The organism is Microbacterium helvum (assembly GCF_014779795.1).
GTDB classification, from domain to species: Bacteria; Actinomycetota; Actinomycetes; order Actinomycetales; family Microbacteriaceae; genus Microbacterium; species Microbacterium helvum.
In genome coordinates this window covers 84452-99836 of sequence record NZ_JACXZS010000015.1, presented here as the reverse complement: position 1 = coordinate 99836, position 15385 = coordinate 84452, and the positions used below count along the sequence as shown (strand labels likewise).

Here is a 15385-nt window from a genome sequence, read left to right as displayed (position 1 = left end):
CAACCAGGATCGGGAAAAACGATCACCAGCCAGCGAGTTCAACCATGACCAAAAACGAATATCAAACTGACATCCATGAATTGATCCAAAAACCCCCACCAACCGTTAAACACGGTCGACAGAGAAATAAATTGGCATTTGACAAGTGCACGCTGTTGAGTTCTCAAAGATCGGACGCACCAACCAGCAACAGACCACCAGGCCCGCCACCCCGACTGGGCAACTTCTCCATCTTACCCAGCTCGATCCGTCTGTCAAACCGCCACGCCATGATCCTGAGATCATCAGCGTCGCCGGCGACCGCGGTCTCCGAAGCTGGGAAAACCCATCCTAGACCCGGAGGTCGACACACTCAATCGAGTGAAGAGGAAGGGCTTCGTTCTCCGCTTGAGGGGGTCGAGGCGATCAGCCTCTCCGCTTCCCTGTGGGGCGAACTCGTAATACTTTACGGAGGCACGCCGCCTCCGTCGAATCGAGCGTGCATCCCGGGCGTGTCGCACGCTCACTCGCCCAGTGAGCGCCCGATCGCGGCCAGTTCGATCCGGTCGGCGACGCCGCATTTGGCGAGCAGCACCGACACGACGTTCGCGACCGTCTTGCCCGCGATGCCCAGCCGCTCGGCGGTCTGGCGGTTGGTGAGCCCTCGCGCGACCAGCGACAGCACGTCGCGCTCGCGCGGCGTCAGCCCGTAAGGATCGCGCGTCGGCTCGCTCCGCAGACCGGCGTCCGCCACGCGCGCGACTCCCGAGCCGAGCACGGTGGCGCCTTCGAGCGCCGCAGCCAGTGCCGCGAGGATCTCGGAGGGAGCAGCATCCTTCACGACATAGCCCGCGGCACCCGCCGCCAGCGCGCGGCGCACCGAGCCGTCGTCGTCGAACATCGTCACGACGACGACGCGCGTCTGCGGGCGCTCCCCCACGATCCGCGCCGTCGCGTCGACGCCTGAGCCGTCGGGCAGCCCGAGATCCATCAGCACCGCGTCGGGCTTCGTGCGCCGCATCCATTCGACGGACTCGGCGGCGCTCCCCGCTTGAGCCACCACGTCGTACCCCGACGCTGCCAGCAGCGCGGCGATGCCCTGGCGGTACACGGGGTGGTCGTCGACCACCATCACGCGGGTCATGACCGCACCTCCGATCGCGGGACCGTGTCACCCTCCGGCGGCACCGCCGCACGCACCGGCAGCACAGCTTCGACGACGGTGCCGCTCGGCCGACCCGCGTGCACGCGCAGCACACCGCCGACCTCCTCAGCGCGCTCCCGCATCGAGCGCAGTCCCACGCCCTCGCGCGGCCGCGACGGCAGGCCGCAGCCGTCGTCGACGATCGTCAGGACGAGGTCGTCCCCACGTCGGAGCACCGACACCGTGCATTCCGACGCCGCGGCGTGACGCCGCACGTTCATCACCGCCTCCTGGACGATCCGCAACGCCGCCGACTCGACGGCGGCGGGAAGGACCAGCCGCCGCGCGGGCGCATCCAGCCGGACCGCCGGACTCGTGCCGGGCCTCACCACCCGATCCTCGATCGCCGCGGCGAGCCCGCGATCGTCGAGCACCGGCGGCCGCAGGTCGTACGCGACATCCCGAAGCTGACGGGTGGCCGAGTGCAGTCCCGCCACGAGTCCGGCGGCGGCATCAGCCGCCCGCTCGTCGCCTGCCCGGGTGAGCGTCTCGACCGCAGCGGCTGAGAGCCCCAGTCCCGCGAACGTGGGAGCGAGCTCGTCGTGCAGATCGCGACGCAGCCGCTTGCGCTCCTCTTCGCGCGCATGGACGACGCGTGAACGCGCGTCGATGAGCTCGCCCATGACGCGGGCGCCGTGCAGCGCCGGCGCCGCCTGCCGGCAGATCTGCTCGATCACGGTCCGATCGTGCGCCGTCAGCTGACTGTCACCCGCCCGGGGGCGGACAGCCAGCTGCGCGAGCTCTTCGCCCTGATACCGGATGGCGAAGACCGCGACCCCGGCTGCGCCGGGCTCCGCCGGATCGCCCGCGGCCGCGTCCAGGCCCGGACCGCCGCGCAGTTCCGCACCGCGCACGCCCAGCGCCCCGGTGACCGTCGCGACGACCTGCGCCGGGACCTCGCGAGGGTCGATGGATGCCTCCAGCCGGCCGCCCAGCTCGTCCAGGGTCTGGAGCGGATCGGCGCGGCGACCGTAGACGACGAGGTCGGCGATGCGCCCGGCGCCCGGCGCAGCCGCCACGGCGACGACGGCGGTGGCCACGGCAGCGATCCACGCGGCGGCGATGGGCTCCAGGGCTGCGCAGACCAGGGCGACGAGCCACGCGGCCACGGCGACGACGATCGCCCACAGGCCCCAGCGGACCGCGAGCCGCAGCATCCGATCCACGCGCAGCAGGCGCGGCGCCACCAGACCCACCGCGAACATCGGGGCCGGGATCGCCAGCAGCAGATTGGCGAACCAGACCGTGTCGGACGAGGCGACGCCCGCGGCGGCCGCGATCGACCACAGCGTGAACACGCTGACGATGACGACGAGTCCGAGCAGGGGCCAGCGCGTGCGCTCGCGCTCGTCGACCGACGAGCGGCGCACGTAGCGGAACAGCTGGCCGCCGCACAGCAGCAGACCCCAGGTGACGAGAAAATGCGCGGGCCACCAGGGCTGTTCCTCCCAGGCGAGACCGCTCAGCAGATTGCCTGCCTGCAGGACGATCTCCAGCGCCGCGGGGACCATGATCCACCGCGGCACCGGTCGCCCATCGGGGAAGACGGCCAGCAGAAAGGCCAGACTCGCGTTCACGATCGCGACCGCCACCCGTGCGAAGACCGCCTCGGAGAGCGGATCGCACGCCGCCACCGCCGCCGCGACGAGCAGCACGACCACGCCCGCACCGGCCGCCGGCGCGACGCGACGGGTGGCCGCCCGCCACGCGACGAGCGCGGCGAGCGGCCAGTTCACCACCTGGACCAGGATGGCGACCGCGAGGTCCATGGCGTCATCATGCCCCAACGGCGTCTGCGGCGACAGGCGCGACCGGGTCCGCGGCGTCCGTGCGTCGCGCGCGCCGCAGCAGGATCGGCCCGGCCACCGCGAAGCACACCATCACGACCAGGAACCCGAACTGCGCACCGAGGATCGCGAATCCCGCGAACGGGCCGACGGCCGCGATCCACAGCATGACCGCGACAGTCTTGGAGACGCGCCGCGCAGCGCCGACGGCGGCGATCGCGAGCCACGGCACGGCGGCGATCGCGAACAGGATGCCGCCCAGGTGGATGCCGAGGTACAGCCCCTCGATCACCGCGCCCTCCGCTGCGGGATCGGCCTGCTCGGCGGCGATGTTGGCGTTGAGCATGGGCGTGCGCTGAGCCAGGATCGCGGCGCCGCTGAGCATCCAGCCGGCCGTCGCGACCGCACCGAAGAGCAGGCAGACCCGGGCGGTCAGCCCGGTCCCGCGCCACGCGACCGCGGCGAGACCGACGGTCGCGATCCCCAGAGCGACGCCGCACACGGACCACAGCACCGTGCCGAGCACGCCGAGCCCGAAGTCGGCCGCCATGTCGGCGGCGAGCGGGTGCTCGGGGTACTGCACGAAGACCGTGTTGATCAGGGCGTTGATGACGAACATGGCGAAGAACGCGATCGCGAAGCCGAGCGTCCCCCACCCCGCCACTCGCAGCGACGTGCGCATGGCGACTCCTTTCGACGGGGCACCCGGCGAGTGCCGCTGTCGTCAGGGTCGCGGCATCCCTTCCCGGGACACCAGGGTCGCGTCCTCCCGGCCGCCGCGCCCGCGCACCACCTGCACGGCGATGCACAGCACCAGGGTCGCCACGCCCCACACAGCGCACGCGGGCGGAAGGACGCGGTAGCCGAGATGCGCGGGGGTGAATCCCGCGTCGAAAGGCCCGAGCGCGGCATATCCCCAGCCCCAGGCGGCGACCAGCACGACCGGCAGGGACGCCCACCAGCACCACCGCAGCCACGACGGCATGATGCGGAGAGCGGATGCCTCGACCCGGCGCCGCGCGAGCCACACCGCCATGAACACACCGAGGATGACGAGACCGATGACGCTCGAGCCGTGCTGCAGCCACTTGTAGCCCGGAAGCGGTCCCCACGTCGCGTCGAGGAACGGGATCGCCGACGAGCCCCAGCGTCCCTCATGCGTGAAGAGGTCCCAGACGATGTGGCTCACGACTCCGATCGCCAGCGAGGCGACGAGCAGCAGCACGCTGCGCACCCCCGGGCGGGCGCCCTGCCGGGCCGCGAAGGTCTCGCCGAACGACGCCCGGGCGCCGGCATCCCACTCCCCCGGCAGACGAACCGCGAGCCACCCCGGCGACAGCTCACGCGCCGCCGGGCGCAGCACGCACCGCCACACCAGCAGCAGCGCGAGCGCCACCGCCATGGTCAGCGGCAGCCACGCGAACGAGTGCGTGATCCCGTACTGCAGCGGCAGTCCCCGCACGAACAGCGGCAGGTCCGGCGTCATCGCACCGACCGCGATCGCCGCGGGCACCAGCGGCGTCCGGACGAACGGCAGCGCGACGACCGCGTGGCTCGGGGTGAACGGCATCCGCCCGGGTCAGCCGACGAACACGCCCGCGAGCGTCTTCTTGCCGCGCCGCAGCACCGACACCCCGCCCGGCAGCGAGCCGTCGACCACCGCGGAGTCGTCGTCCACCTTCACGCCGTCGAGCGAGACGCCGCCCTGCGCGATCGCGCGACGCGCCTCGGACAGGCTCGCCACGAGTCCCGTGTCGACGAGCGCCTGCACCACCGGCGTGCCGGCGGCGACCGACGCGTTCGGCAGCTCCTCCAGCGCCTGGCGCAGCGTCGACGCGTCGAGCGCGGCAAGGTCTCCCTGGCCGAACAGCGCATCGGACGCCGCGATCACGGCCTGCGTCGACGCCACTCCGTGCACGACGGTGTTGACCTCGAGGGCCAGGCGCTTCTGCGCGGCGCGACGGAACGGCTCCTCGGCCACGAGTCGCTCGTACTCGGCGATCTCGTCGCGGGTGAGGAAGGTGAACACCTTGAGCCGCTCGATCACATCGGCGTCGTCCGTGTTCAGCCAGAACTGGTAGAACGCGTAGGGACTGGTCATGTCCGCGTCGATCCAGATCGCGTTGCCCTCGCTCTTGCCGAACTTCGTGCCGTCGCTGTTCGTGATCAGCGGCGTGCCGATCGCGTGCACCGAGACGCCCTCGACGCGGTGGATCAGGTCCGTGCCGCTCGTGAGGTTGCCCCACTGATCGCTGCCGCCGGTCTGCAGGACGCAGCCGTACTGGCGGTAGAGCTCCAGGAAGTCCAGCCCCTGGAGGATCTGGTAGCTGAACTCGGTGTAGCTGATGCCCGCGTCGGAGTTGAGGCGTGCGCTGACGGCATCCTTCTTGATCATCGTGCCGACGCGGTAGTGCTTGCCGATCTCGCGCAGGAAGTCGATCGCGCTCAGCGGCGCCGTCCAGTCGAGATTGTTGACCAGGCGCGCGGCGTTGTCGCCCTCGAAGCTCAGGTACTGCTGCACCTGCCCGCGCAGCCGGTCGACCCACTCGGCCACCGTCTCGCGGGTGTTGAGCGTGCGTTCGGCGGTCGGGCGCGGATCGCCGATGAGGCCCGTCGAACCGCCGACCAGACCGAGCGGCTTGTGGCCGGCCAGCTGCAGGCGGCGCATCGTGAGCAGCTGCACGAGGTGACCGAGGTGCAGGCTCGGCGCGGTCGGGTCGAAACCGCAGTAATACGTGATCGGATCCCCGGAGAGAAGGGCGCGCAGCGCCTCCTGATCGGTGGACACATGCACGAGTCCACGCCACACGATCTCGTCCCACACGTTCTCGAACGTCGGGTCGTTGGCGGGCGCGGTCGCGCTCACGACGGTTTCAGACACGCTCGCCAGGTTATCAGCGCCGCAGCCGCATCCTGCCGCTGCACGGCTGGTCGCACCGGGCGGCGTCCGGGGTGCGTGCCAGACTTCCACGCATGGTGCTGTTCCCCGAGGCGATCCTCGTCGCGATCCTGTCGATCTTCCTGTTCCTCGTGCTGTGCGGGGCGCTGGTGCTGATCGTGGTGAGCCTGCGGCGGCCGACGACGGTGCCTCTCGTGATCGCCGGCGCCCTCGTCGCGCTCGGGCTCGTCGTGGTGGCGATCTCGCCGATGAAGATCCCGGTGCTGATGGGGCTCATCCTCGCGCTCCTGGCGACCGCGGTCGCGGTCCTCGGCGGCAACCCCGTGACCCGACGGGTACTGGACGCGGCAACCGGCGGTCGCGTGCGTGAGACCGAGGACGGCGGCATCCTGCTCGCCGTCCCCGCGGCCGAGGACGGCGAGACAGAGGTGCGCACCCTCATGCGCGGCGGCACCGTGATCGGGTACCTCGAGCGGGTGGCCGTGGTCATCTCGATCATCGCCGGCTTTCCCGAGGCGATCGCGGTCGTCGTGGCCGTCAAAGGCATCGGCCGCTTCTCCGAGCTCGCCGCCGCCGAGGCGCGCGAACGCTTCATCATCGGCACGCTCGCGAGCCTGCTGTGGGCGGGCGTGGTCGGGGGCCTCGTGCGCCTCGCGATCTTCTGACGCGTCTCACGTCTCCAGCAGGCGGAACCCCTCGACGACCGCGGCGGAGCCGGATGCCGCCAGCAGCTGTGACACTGCCGACTGGGTGATCCCCTCCTCCGCCGCGAGCTCGCGCTGCGTCACGCCGAAGCAGCGCCCGTAGGTCAGCCGCCGCGCACGCTCGGACATCGCACCGACGACCTGATCGCGGGCGAGCAGGTAGGCGCTGGCGCGACGCGCGGCGTCGTGTGCGGCATCCCTCTCTCGCTCGTCGGCCACCACCCACGTCCGCGCGCTGGGAACCGTTCGCTGTTCGAGCGCGTGGACGTGCTCGATCGCCGCACGCGCCGCCCACCACCCGGGACCGTCGGGAATGCCGCCGGAGGCCGAGGCGACGAGCCCGATGTCGCCGATGCCCAGGCCGAACCGGCACTGCACGAGGTCGGGCAGCACGAGCTGCAGGAGCAGCGTCGTGGCGAGCGCCGCATCGAGGGTCGGGAAGATCCCCTGCAGCTCGTCGCCGACGGTCGGCCGCAACGGGCGTTCGGCGATGGGCAGGTCCCGCTCGACCCGCGCGATCGCGGTGTCGAGTGCACGCTGTGAGGCATCGCGGTCGGGCAGACGCCGCGAGCCGACGATGTCGACCGTCATCGCTACAGGCATGCGATCAGGATATCACTGATATTCCGTAGATATCAGTGAAGAACTTATAAAGCAGAACGATCAGTCAGAGACCGAGCGCATGCGCAGCCGACTGCACCCGCTGAATGAGCTCGGCGCGCTGCTCGGCGACCCGCACCGGAGCAGTCCCACCCGCCCCCGCGCGGCTCGCGACGGAGCCCTCGACGCTCAGCACCTCGCGCACGTCGGGCGTCAGCTGCGACGAGACCGACGCCAGCTGCGCATCGGTGACCTGGTGCAGCTCGATCCCGTTCTCTTCGCAGACCCGCACCAGGTGGCCGGAGATCTCATGGGCGTCGCGGAACGGGACGCCGCGCTTGACGAGCCACTCGGCGACATCGGTCGCGAGCGAGAAGCCCTGCGGCGCGAGTGCCGCCATGCGCTCGGTGTGGAACCGCATCGTCGCGACCATTCCGGCGAACGCCGGCAGCAGCGTCTCGAGCGTTCGCACCGAGTCGAAGACGGGCTCCTTGTCTTCCTGCAGATCGCGGTTGTAGGCCAGCGGCAGCGCCTTGAGCGTCGCCAGCAGGCCCGTCAGGTTGCCGATGAGCCGGCCCGACTTGCCCCGCGCGAGCTCGGCGATGTCGGGGTTCTTCTTCTGCGGCATGATGCTCGAGCCGGTCGAATAGCCGTCGTCGAGGGTCACGAAGCCGAACTCGCGCGTGTTCCACAGGATGATCTCTTCGGCGAAGCGCGAGACGTCGATCCCGATCATGGCCGTGATGAACGCGAACTCGGCGACGACGTCGCGCGAGGCCGTTCCGTCGAGCGAGTTCTCGGCCGGACGCGCCAGGCCGAGCTCGTGGGCCACGAGCTGCGGGTCGAGGCCCAGCGTCGAGCCGGCGAGCGCGCCGCCGCCGTACGGCGACACCGCCGCGCGGGCGGACCAGTCGCGCAGGCGTTCGAGATCGCGCACCAGCGGCCATGCGTGCGCCTGGAGGTGGTGGGCCAGCAGCACGGGCTGCGCGTGCTGCAGGTGCGTGCGGCCGGGCATGATCGCGTCCGGGTTGGCCTCGGCCTGCGACACCAGGGCGTCCACCAGGCGCAGGATCTCGCGCGCGATCGTGCGCGAGTGGTCCAGCAGGTACATGCGCACGAGCGTGGCGATCTGGTCGTTGCGGCTGCGGCCGGCGCGCAGCTTTCCGCCGAGCTCGGGACCGACGACCGCGATGAGCGCCTGTTCCAGCGCCCCGTGGACGTCCTCATCGGATGCCGCCGGCCGCAGCGTCCCGTCCGTCACACCCTGCGCGAGCTCATCGAGGCCGGCATGCATCGCCTGCTCCTCGTCGGCGGTGAGGTAGCCGGCCGCCGCCAGCGCCTTGGCGTGCGCGTGGGATCCGGCGATGTCGTACAGCGCGAGGTCCCAGTCGAAGTGGGTCGAACGGCTGAGCTCGGCCAGCTCAGGAGACGGCCCCGAAGCGAATCGTCCGCCCCACAGCGATCCCTCGTTCGTGCCGTGCTGGGCCAGTCCGTCGTTCGCGTCGCTCACCCCGACAGCCTACTCGGCACGCGGTTCGACCGACCGCGTCGCCAGGCGGGCCACCCGGTCGAAGACCCACTCCAGCGGACCGCGACCGACCGCCAGCGCCCAGCCGGTCGCGAACACGATGGTGCCCAGCGCGAACGGCCAGAAAGGCGCGAGGGCACGGAAGCCCGCGAGGTCTCCGGTATCGCCGAGGACGACCGCCGCCGTGATCGCCCACACCACGAGCTGCAGCGTGTACGCGGTGAGCGGCATCGCGCCCACCGCGCGCAGCGGCAGCACCGCCCAACGCGCCGGAGTGCGACACAGCAGCAGGCATGCGCCGACGACGGCGAGCGCGAAGCCGCCCGACCCGATCACCTCTAGAAGCCCGCTCGAGTGCGCGCGGGCCGTCCACACCGCTCCCCCGAACGAGTCCTCGGGCTGAGGGTCGGCGGCGGTGGCGGCATCCATCCCGTAGGCGACGATCGCGAGCAGCGCACCGGCCGCCAGCATCCACACCTGCACGCCCAGCCGGGCGACGCCGGCGCGGGCCACGCCGAGACCGGCGACGACGAAGACGATCCACGTCGTGAACGGATAGTGCCAGCCGAGCACGAGCGACAGATCCGCACCGGTCGGGGTCTGCCACACCGGGAGCGCGTCGAGCACGATCTGGACGAATGGCATGACGAGCGCGAGGCCCGCGGCCAGTGGCAGCAGCGCACGGGCCGGCAGAGCGGTCAGCGGCGCCGCGCACACGAAGAGGATCGCGTAGGCGGGAAGGATCACGGAGACCGGCACGCCCGTGAGGATGAGCAGTAGCCCGAGCAGCCCGAGCAGACCCGCCCGCACGACGAGCCGCCGTCGCGCACTGCGCATCGCCCTGCCCGACGGCGGCGTCGGCCCGCCCGTGGCGAGCCCGATCGAGACGCCCGCGAGCGTCGCGAAGAGGATCGACGATCGACCCTGCACCACCGCCGTCCACGTGGACGGGTCGGTCCACGAGATCGGGTCGTCGATGACGAGCAGGTGCGCGGCGAACATCCCGAGCACGGCGAGGCCGCGCGCGAGGTCCACCCCGCCGACGCGGCCGGGACCGTTCAGGTGCGCCCAGCGCGTGGCGAGCCAGGACCCCTGTGACGCGCCCGACCCGCGCACGGGGACGACCCGTTCTCAGCCCTGCCGCAGCAGCCAGACCAGCAGCGCCTTCTGGGCGTGGAGCCGGTTCTCGGCTTCGTCCCACACCACCGACTGCGGGCCGTCGATGACCTCGGCATCCACCTCGTAGCCGCGGTCGGCGGGCAGGCAGTGGATGAAGATCGCGTCGCCGCGGGCGAGGCCCATGGTCTCTTGCGTGACCTTGTAGGCGCCCAGATCGCGCAGGCGCTCGAGCTTCTCCTCCTCTTTGCCCATCGACACCCACGTGTCCGTCACGATGACGTCGGCGCCGGCGGCGGCCTCGTTGGGGTCGGTGTAGAGGGTGACCGAGCCGCCCGTTTCGGCGGCGCGGCGGTCGGCGTCGGCGATCACGTCGTCGCGGGGCGCGTACGACTCGGGCGAGGCGACGCGTACGTGCATGCCCGCGGTGACGCCGGCAAGCACGTACGAGTGCGCCATGTTGGACTTGCCGTCGCCGAAGAAGGCGAGGGTGAGGCCTGCGAGGTCGCCCTTGTGCTCTTTGATCGTGAGCAGGTCGGCCAGCAGCTGGCACGGGTGGAAGTCGTCGCTCAGCGCGTTGACGACCGGCACCCGGGTGCCCGCCGCCATCTGCTCCAGTCCCGCCTGCGCGTAGGTGCGCCACACGATCGCAGCCACCTGCCGCTCCAGCACGCGGGCCGTGTCGGACGGCGTCTCTTTGCCGCCGAGCTGGCTGTTGGCGGTCGAGATGATCAGCGGCGACCCGCCCAGATCGGCGATGCCCACGGCGAACGAGACGCGCGTGCGGGTCGAGGACTTGTCGAAGATGACGGCGACGGTCTGCGGGCCCGCGAGCGGCTTCTGCGCCCAGCGGTCCTTCTTCAGCTCGACGGCGAGATCGAGGATCTCGGCCTGTTCGGCCTGGGTGAGGTCGTCGTCGCGGAGCAGATGGCGGGTCATGCGGGGACCTCCGTCGTGGTCGGGAGCACCAGGGCGTCCTCGACGGTGCGCAGCGCCGCCGTGAACAGGGTGACGAACTCGTCGATCTCGACGTCGCCGATCGTGAGCGCGGGTACGAGACGGATCGTCTCGTCGCCCGTCGCGTTGATGATGAGGCCGTGCTCCTGGGCCGCCGCGACGAGCGCCTTGGCGACGGGATGCCGCAAGCCGACGCCGATGAGCAGCCCCGTGCCGCGGCATCCATCGATCAGCGTCGAGTCGATCGCCTCGATCGCGGCGCGCAGCTGCGCTCCTCGCTCAGCGGCGTTCTGGACGAGCCCTGCCCGCTCGATCTCGCCGAGGACGGCGTTCGCCACGGCCGTGCCGAGGGCGTTGCCGCCGAACGTCGAACCGTGCGTGCCCGGGTAGAACAGCTCGCTCGCGGTGCCGAAGGTGATCATCGCGCCGATCGGGAAGCCGCCGCCGATGCCCTTGGCGACCGTGATCGCGTCGGGGGTGATGCCCTCGTGCTGGAAGGCGAACCACTCCCCCGTGCGTCCTGCGCCGGTCTGGATCTCGTCGATGATGAGCAGCGCACCGTGGCGCTCGGTGATCTCGCGCGCCGCCGTCAGATACCCCTCCGGAAGCGGCAGCACGCCGGCCTCGCCCTTGACGGGCTCGACGAACAGCGCGGCGACGCGATCGTCGATGGCCGCTTCGAGCGCCTCGACCGTCGAGTCGATGAACTCGACGCCCGGCGTCATCGGGAGGAACGGCTCCTGCATGTAGGGCTTGCCGGTGAGGGCGAGCGTGCCCATCGTGCGGCCGTGGAACGCGTCCTTGAGCGCGAGGATGCGGGGGCGGTCGGCTCCGCTCTCCCTACTCTTGGCACCGTGCAGGCGGGCGAGCTTGAATGCCGCCTCGTTGGCCTCCGCGCCGGAGTTGCCGAAGTACACGCGGCCCGCGTCGCCGGTGCCGGCGAGGCGCTTGAGCGTCGCGGCCAGCGCGAGCTGCGGCGGCGTCGCGAAGTAGTTCGACACCTGTACGAGCGTCGCCGCCTGGGTCGCGACCGCGTCGACGAACACCGGATGCGCGTGACCGAGCGAGTCCACCGCGATGCCGGCGAGGAAGTCGAGGTACCGCTTGCCGTCGGCATCCCACAGGTAGGCGCCCTCGCCGCGCACGAACATCTGCATGCGAGCACCGAAGCTCTTCACGAGGTCGCGCGCCTCGTCGTCCTGCCACGTCATCCGAGCACCACCTCTGTTCCGATTCCCTTGCTGGTGAAGATCTCGACGAGCACCGAGTGCGGCACCCGTCCGTCGATGATGGCCGCGGTCTCGACGCCGCCCTCGACGGCCTCCAGGCACGCCGCCATCTTCGGGATCATGCCCGACTCCAGTCGCGGCAGCATCTCGCGCAGCTCGCCCGAGGTCAGGTGCGACACGAGCGAGTCGCGGTTGGGCCAGTCCGCGTACAGTCCCGCGACGTCCGTGAGGACGACGAGCTTCGCCGCGCCCAGCGCGACGGCGAGAGCGGATGCCGCGGCATCCGCGTTCACGTTGAGCGAGTGTCCGGGGTTGTCGAGGTCGGGGGCGATGCTGGAGACGACCGGGATGCGACCCGCCTCGATCTGGTCGAGCACCGGCTGCGGGTCGACCTCGACCACGTCGCCGACACGGCCCAGGTCGTGCTCGACGCCCTCGATGACGACTCCGCGACGACGGCCGCCGAACAGCCCGGCGTCCTCGCCGCTCAGGCCGGTGGCGACCGGTCCGTGTGCGTTGATCTTCGACACGAGCTGCGGGTTGATCTGGCCGGTCAGCACCATCCGCACCACCGAGATCGCCTCGGTCGAGGTGACGCGGTACCCGCCCTTGAACTCGCTCGGAATCGCGAGGCGGTCGAGCATCGACGAGATCTGCGGTCCGCCGCCGTGCACGACGACCGGCTTCACGCCGACATAGCGGAGGTAGGCGATGTCGGCCGCGAACGCGTCCTGCAGCTCTTCGGACACCATGGCGTTGCCGCCGTACTTCACCACCACGATCTGGTCGCGGAAGCGCTTGAGCCACGGCAGCGACTCGATGAGCGTCACCGCCCGCGCGCTGGCTTCGCCGGGATCCGTCTCTTGCAGGTCGGTCATGAGGAGTAGGCGCTGTTCTCGTGGACGTAGTCGTGGGTGAGGTCGTTGGTGAGGATCGTGGCGGATGCCGCGCCGACCTTGAGGTCGATGATGAGGTCGGTCGCGCGCGGCGTCAGGTTGACATCCTCGCGCGGTGCGTCGGGACCGCCCTGCGAGCACACGCGCACACCGTTCATCCACACGTCGACGTCGTACGGGTCGAACGCCGCCTGCGTCGTGCCGATCGCGGCCAGCACGCGGCCCCAGTTGGGGTCGTTGCCGAAGATCGCGGCCTTGAAGAGATTGTTCCGGGCGACCGAGCGGCCCACCTCGACGGCATCCTCTTCGGTCGCGGCGTTCTGCACCAGGATCGTGATGTCGTGGCTCGCACCCTCGGCGTCACCCTGCAGCTGCTTCGCGAGGTCCTGACTGACCTCGGCGAGCGCCGCGGCGAACGCCTCGGCGTCGGGGGTGATGCCGCTCGCGCCGCTGACCATCAGCGTCACCTGGTCGTTCGTCGACATGCAGCCGTCCGAGTCGAGGCGGTCGAACGTGCGGCCGGTAGCCTGCCGCAGCGCGGCATCGGCCTGCTCTGCCGTCAGCACGGCGTCGGTGGTGATGACCACGAGCATCGTCGCGAGCCCGGGCGCCAGCATCCCGGCCCCCTTCGCCATGCCGCCGATCGTCCAGCCGTCGCCGGCGAAGACCGAGCGCTTCGGGCGCGAGTCGGTGGTCATGATGGCGAGGGATGCCGCCTCGCCGCCGTCCGCCGACAGCTCGGCGATCCCCTGCTCGGTGCCGGCGAGAACCTTCGCGCGGAAGACCTCGTCGCCCGTGCCGATGAGTCCCGTCGAGCAGATCAGCACGTCGCCCGCGCTGACGCCCAGCAGCTCCGCCGCCTTCTCGGCGGTGAGATGGCTGGTCTGGAACCCGAACGAGCCGGTGAAGCAATTGGCGCCGCCGGAGTTGAGCACGATCGCCTCGACGACGCCGTCCTGGACGACCTGCTGCGACCACATGATGGGGTTGGCCTTCGCGCGGTTGCTCGTGAAGACGGCGGCGCCGACCTTGAGCGGGCCACGGTTGACGACGACGGCGACATCGGGCTTGCCGGTCGACTTGAGTCCGACGGCGACGCCGGCCGCCTCGAATCCCTGGGGCGCGGTGACGCTCACGGCGCGACTCCGTTCACGGTCAGCGCGGTGCCCTCGGGCAGACCCAGCGCGATGTTCATGGACTGCACGGCGGCTCCGGCCGTGCCCTTGACGAGGTTGTCGACCGCGGTCACGACGACGACGCGATTGGCCGCACGGTCGATCGCGAGGCCCAGCAGCGCCGTGTTGGCGCCGAGCACGTCGGCCGTGCGCGGGAACTGCCCCGCCGGCAGCAGCTGCACGAAGGTCTCGTCGCCGTAAGCGGCCTGCCAGGCGGCGCGGATCTCGCCGTCGCTCACACCCGGCACGATGGGCGCCGTCGACGTCGCGAGGATCCCCCGCGCCATCGGGACCAGCACGGGGGTGAAGGAGATGCGGATGCCTTCGTCCGGGGCGGTGCCGGCTGCCGGAGCCGCGGCGGCCGCGCGGGCGGCCGCGAGCGCCTGCCGGATCTCGGGGATGTGCCGGTGCGTGCCGCCGACCGCGTAGGGGTTGGCGGTGCCGAGGATCTCGCTCGCGAGCAGGTTGGGCTTGAGGCTCTTGCCCGCGCCCGACGGCCCGACGGCGAGCACGGTGACGATGTCGGACGGATCGATGACGCCGGCCGCGACGCCCGGTGCGAGGCTCAGGCTCACCGTGGACGCGTTGCACCCGGGAGCGGCGATGCGGGTCGCGCCGACGAGACGCTCGCGCTGCTTCGCCCCCGCGACCGGAAGCTCGGGGACGCCGTACACCCACGGCTCGTGGAAGTCGCCGCCGTAGAACGCATCCCAGTCGGCGACCGACTCGAGACGGTGGTCGGCGCCGGCGTCGATCACGAGCGGCGTGTCGCCGAGTGCGTCGGTGTACTGACCCGACTGACCGTGCGGCAGCGCGAGGAACACGATGTCGTGACCCGCGAGGATCTCGGGCGTGGTGTCCTGCAGAGTCAGGTGCGCGAGGGAGCGCAGATGGGGCTGGTGCTGGATGAGCGGCTGTCCCGCGTTGGAATGCGCGGTCACGGTGCGGATCTCGACGTCGGGATGCGCGGCGAGGATCCGCAGGATCTCGCCGCCCGCATAGCCGGATGCGCCGCTGACGGCGACCGAATATGTCATGGATTCCACCTTAGAGTCTTGGGGCGGGGCGTAATGAGCCCAGGGGCCGGAGACGGCGACACCCGCTCGCGGCAGTCCAAGACGGACGGCGTGCGGGGTCGCCTAGAGTCGGCGCTCGCCCAGGAACCCGGAGAGGCGGAGTCGGCATCGGCGCGCGGGAGCGACGCTCGGAGCGAGCGTCTGCGGTCCCTGGAACACCGAAGGCATGCGCCGACGATAACGGCCGAGTCGCAGCATCCGCAAATCTGCTCGATCGCCTCTTGACACAAAGTAC

General features: G+C 71.0%; 14 protein-coding genes. 1 reads left to right on the top strand and 13 read right to left on the bottom strand.

What is annotated here, in order from left to right:
• Positions 1 to 502: 502 nt before the first annotated feature.
• The 5 genes from IF188_RS18780 to tyrS are packed head-to-tail and all read right to left on the bottom strand — an operon-like array spanning position 503 to position 5851.
• Positions 503 to 1123: a response regulator gene (locus IF188_RS18780; RefSeq protein ID WP_191173335.1), complete on the bottom strand. Its 621-nt coding sequence runs from the start codon at positions 1121 to 1123 to the stop codon at positions 503 to 505.
• Positions 1120 to 2952, bottom strand: coding sequence for a sensor histidine kinase (locus tag IF188_RS18775; RefSeq protein ID WP_191173334.1), 1833 nt, complete (start codon positions 2950 to 2952; stop codon positions 1120 to 1122). The genes IF188_RS18780 and IF188_RS18775 overlap by 4 nt, the downstream gene beginning before the upstream one ends.
• A 7-nt stretch (positions 2953 to 2959) precedes the next feature.
• Positions 2960 to 3652 carry a hypothetical protein gene (locus tag IF188_RS18770; protein WP_191173333.1) on the bottom strand — a complete coding sequence of 231 codons (693 nt, stop codon included), beginning with the start codon at positions 3650 to 3652 and terminating at the stop codon, positions 2960 to 2962.
• Between the two features lie 42 nt (positions 3653 to 3694).
• Positions 3695 to 4540: a DUF4184 family protein gene (locus tag IF188_RS18765; protein ID WP_191173332.1), complete on the bottom strand. Its 846-nt coding sequence runs from the start codon at positions 4538 to 4540 to the stop codon at positions 3695 to 3697.
• A gap of 9 nt (positions 4541 to 4549) precedes the next feature.
• Complete coding sequence (tyrS, locus tag IF188_RS18760; RefSeq protein ID WP_191173331.1) at positions 4550 to 5851, bottom strand: tyrosine--tRNA ligase; 1302 nt, start codon at positions 5849 to 5851, stop codon at positions 4550 to 4552.
• Between the two features lie 92 nt (positions 5852 to 5943).
• Between tyrS and IF188_RS18755 the strand changes: the two genes are divergently transcribed.
• Positions 5944 to 6534 carry a hypothetical protein gene (locus IF188_RS18755; RefSeq protein ID WP_191173330.1) on the top strand — a complete coding sequence of 197 codons (591 nt, stop codon included), beginning with the start codon at positions 5944 to 5946 and terminating at the stop codon, positions 6532 to 6534.
• A gap of 6 nt (positions 6535 to 6540) precedes the next feature.
• Here IF188_RS18755 and IF188_RS18750 read toward each other — a convergent pair whose 3' ends face one another.
• The 8 genes from IF188_RS18750 to argC all read right to left on the bottom strand — a co-directional run bounded on the left by IF188_RS18750 (position 6541) and on the right by argC (position 15111).
• Positions 6541 to 7176: a SatD family protein gene (locus IF188_RS18750; RefSeq protein WP_191173329.1), complete on the bottom strand. Its 636-nt coding sequence runs from the start codon at positions 7174 to 7176 to the stop codon at positions 6541 to 6543.
• Between the two features lie 64 nt (positions 7177 to 7240).
• Entirely contained in the window at positions 7241 to 8683 is a 1443-nt protein-coding gene (gene argH, locus IF188_RS18745; protein ID WP_191173328.1) for an argininosuccinate lyase, read from the bottom strand.
• A 9-nt stretch (positions 8684 to 8692) separates the two neighbouring features.
• Entirely contained in the window at positions 8693 to 9817 is a 1125-nt protein-coding gene (locus IF188_RS18740; protein WP_191173327.1) for a DUF418 domain-containing protein, read from the bottom strand.
• Between the two features lie 15 nt (positions 9818 to 9832).
• Positions 9833 to 10756 (bottom strand): ornithine carbamoyltransferase, encoded by a 924-nt coding sequence (gene argF, locus IF188_RS18735; RefSeq protein WP_191173326.1) that lies wholly within the window; start codon positions 10754 to 10756, stop codon positions 9833 to 9835.
• Positions 10753 to 11985, bottom strand: coding sequence for an acetylornithine transaminase (locus tag IF188_RS18730; protein WP_191173325.1), 1233 nt, complete (start codon positions 11983 to 11985; stop codon positions 10753 to 10755). The genes argF and IF188_RS18730 overlap by 4 nt, the downstream gene beginning before the upstream one ends.
• Positions 11982 to 12881, bottom strand: coding sequence for an acetylglutamate kinase (gene argB / locus IF188_RS18725; RefSeq protein WP_191173324.1), 900 nt, complete (start codon positions 12879 to 12881; stop codon positions 11982 to 11984). The genes IF188_RS18730 and argB overlap by 4 nt, the downstream gene beginning before the upstream one ends.
• Positions 12878 to 14035 carry a bifunctional glutamate N-acetyltransferase/amino-acid acetyltransferase ArgJ gene (gene argJ / locus IF188_RS18720; RefSeq protein ID WP_191173323.1) on the bottom strand — a complete coding sequence of 386 codons (1158 nt, stop codon included), beginning with the start codon at positions 14033 to 14035 and terminating at the stop codon, positions 12878 to 12880. Before argJ ends, argB begins: the two co-directional genes overlap by 4 nt.
• On the bottom strand, positions 14032 to 15111 hold the full coding sequence (gene argC / locus IF188_RS18715; RefSeq protein WP_191173322.1) for an N-acetyl-gamma-glutamyl-phosphate reductase: 1080 nt from the start codon (positions 15109 to 15111) through the stop codon (positions 14032 to 14034). The genes argJ and argC overlap by 4 nt, the downstream gene beginning before the upstream one ends.
• Positions 15112 to 15385 lie beyond the last annotated feature (274 nt).

Bases quoted from the DNA above. Each gene is read 5' to 3' on its own strand.
- IF188_RS18780 (WP_191173335.1), bottom strand. From the start codon at position 1,123: ATGACCCGCGTGATGGTGGTCGACGACCACCCCGTGTACCGCCAGGGC.
- IF188_RS18775 (WP_191173334.1), bottom strand. From the start codon at position 2,952: ATGGACCTCGCGGTCGCCATCCTGGTCCAGGTGGTGAACTGGCCGCTC.
- IF188_RS18770 (WP_191173333.1), bottom strand. From the start codon at position 3,652: ATGCGCACGTCGCTGCGAGTGGCGGGGTGGGGGACGCTCGGCTTCGCG.
- IF188_RS18765 (WP_191173332.1), bottom strand. From the start codon at position 4,540: ATGCCGTTCACCCCGAGCCACGCGGTCGTCGCGCTGCCGTTCGTCCGG.
- IF188_RS18755 (WP_191173330.1), top strand. From the start codon at position 5,944: ATGGTGCTGTTCCCCGAGGCGATCCTCGTCGCGATCCTGTCGATCTTC.
- IF188_RS18750 (WP_191173329.1), bottom strand. From the start codon at position 7,176: ATGCCTGTAGCGATGACGGTCGACATCGTCGGCTCGCGGCGTCTGCCC.
- argF (WP_191173326.1), bottom strand. From the start codon at position 10,756: ATGACCCGCCATCTGCTCCGCGACGACGACCTCACCCAGGCCGAACAG.
- IF188_RS18730 (WP_191173325.1), bottom strand. From the start codon at position 11,985: ATGACGTGGCAGGACGACGAGGCGCGCGACCTCGTGAAGAGCTTCGGT.
- argB (WP_191173324.1), bottom strand. From the start codon at position 12,881: ATGACCGACCTGCAAGAGACGGATCCCGGCGAAGCCAGCGCGCGGGCG.
- argC (WP_191173322.1), bottom strand. From the start codon at position 15,111: ATGACATATTCGGTCGCCGTCAGCGGCGCATCCGGCTATGCGGGCGGC.